The 1,813-nt window shown below is 58.5% G+C and carries 1 protein-coding gene; it reads left to right on the top strand.

From position 1 onward, the window contains the following. Nucleotides 1–14 precede the first annotated feature (14 nt). On the top strand, nt 15–1,691 hold the full coding sequence (locus BLU89_RS21020) for a formate--tetrahydrofolate ligase (protein ID WP_074739699.1): 1,677 nt from the start codon (nt 15–17) through the stop codon (nt 1,689–1,691). Nucleotides 1,692–1,813 lie beyond the last annotated feature (122 nt).

Genomic DNA, 1,813 nt, shown 5'->3' with positions numbered 1-1,813 from the left:
AGGGACCCTGCCCAATGAGCTACAAATCCGACATCGAAATCGCCCGCGAGGCGAACAAGAAGCCGATTCAGGAAATCGGCGCCAAAATCGGCATCTCCAGCGACGATCTGTTGCCCTATGGCCATGACAAGGCCAAAGTCAGCCAGGAGTTCATCAACTCTGTGCAGGACCGCGAAGACGGCAAGCTGATCCTCGTGACCGCGATCAACCCGACCCCCGCAGGTGAAGGTAAGACCACCACCACCGTTGGTCTGGGTGACGGTCTGAACCGCATCGGCAAGAACGCCATGATCTGTATCCGCGAAGCCTCGCTTGGCCCGAACTTTGGCATGAAGGGCGGCGCCGCTGGTGGTGGTTACGCGCAGGTTGTTCCGATGGAGGAAATGAACCTTCACTTCACCGGTGACTTTCACGCGATCACGTCTGCCCACTCGCTGCTGTCGGCGATGATCGACAACCACATCTACTGGGGCAACGAATGCGAGATCGATACCCGCCGCGTTGCATGGCGTCGTGTGGTCGACATGAACGATCGTGCTCTGCGTCAGATCACGGCCAGCTTGGGTGGTGTATCGAACGGCTTCCCACGCGAAACCGGCTTTGACATCACCGTGGCGTCCGAGGTTATGGCGATCCTGTGCTTGGCCAACGACCTGAAAGACCTGGAAAAGCGTCTGGGTGATATCATCGTGGCCTATCGCCGCGACAAGACCGCAGTCTACTGTCGCGACATCAAGGCCGAAGGTGCAATGACCGTTTTGCTGAAGGACGCAATGCAGCCGAACCTGGTGCAGACACTGGAAAACAACCCGGCCTTCGTTCACGGCGGCCCGTTCGCGAACATTGCACACGGCTGTAACTCGGTCATTGCGACCAAGACTGCGCTGAAAGTCTCGGACTATGTGGTCACCGAAGCGGGCTTTGGTGCTGATCTGGGTGCAGAGAAGTTCATGAACATCAAATGCCGCAAGGCAGGCATCGCGCCGTCGGCTGTGGTGTTGGTTGCCACCGTGCGCGCGATGAAGATGAACGGTGGCGTTGCCAAGGCCGATTTGGGCGCGGAAAACGTTGATGCGGTCAAATCGGGCTGTGCCAACCTTGGCCGTCACATCGAAAACGTCAAATCCTTTGGCGTGCCTGTTGTGGTTGCCATCAACCACTTTGTCACCGACACCGATGCCGAAGTGCAGGCGGTCAGCGACTATTGCGCTGAACATGGGGTCGAGGCGGTTCTGTCGCGTCATTGGGAGCTGGGCTCTGAAGGCTCGGCCCCGCTGGCCGAGAAAGTTGTGGAAATCGTCGAAGGTGGCAGCGCCAACTTTGCGCCGATCTACCCCGACGATATGCCGCTGTTCGAGAAGATCGAAACCGTCGCCAAGCGCATCTATCGTGCTGATGAAGTGCTGGCCGACAACAAGATCCGCAACCAGCTGCGCGAATGGGAAGACGCCGGATACGGCAACCTGCCGGTTTGTATGGCCAAGACGCAGTACAGCTTCTCGACCGACCCGACGCTGCGCGGCGCGCCCACCGGCCACTCGGTTCCTGTGCGTGAGGTTCGCCTGTCCGCAGGTGCCGGTTTCATCGTGGTTGTTTGCGGTGAGATCATGACCATGCCCGGTCTGCCCCGCAAACCAGCAGCTGAAAGCATCTGCCTTAACGACGCAGGTGAGATCGAGGGCTTGTTCTAAGCCGCGGAATAGGACATCTCGTGGTCCGGGAAATTCCCGGGCCATGAGGAGATGAACATGCCCACTCTGACATCGCCAAAAGACTGCCATACAATGCAGGACTTGCGGGTTCAGATCGACAA

The organism is Ruegeria halocynthiae (genome assembly GCF_900106805.1).
In the GTDB taxonomy this organism is placed as follows: Bacteria; Pseudomonadota; Alphaproteobacteria; order Rhodobacterales; family Rhodobacteraceae; genus Ruegeria; species Ruegeria halocynthiae.
This window is presented reverse-complemented; position numbering and strand designations above follow the sequence as displayed.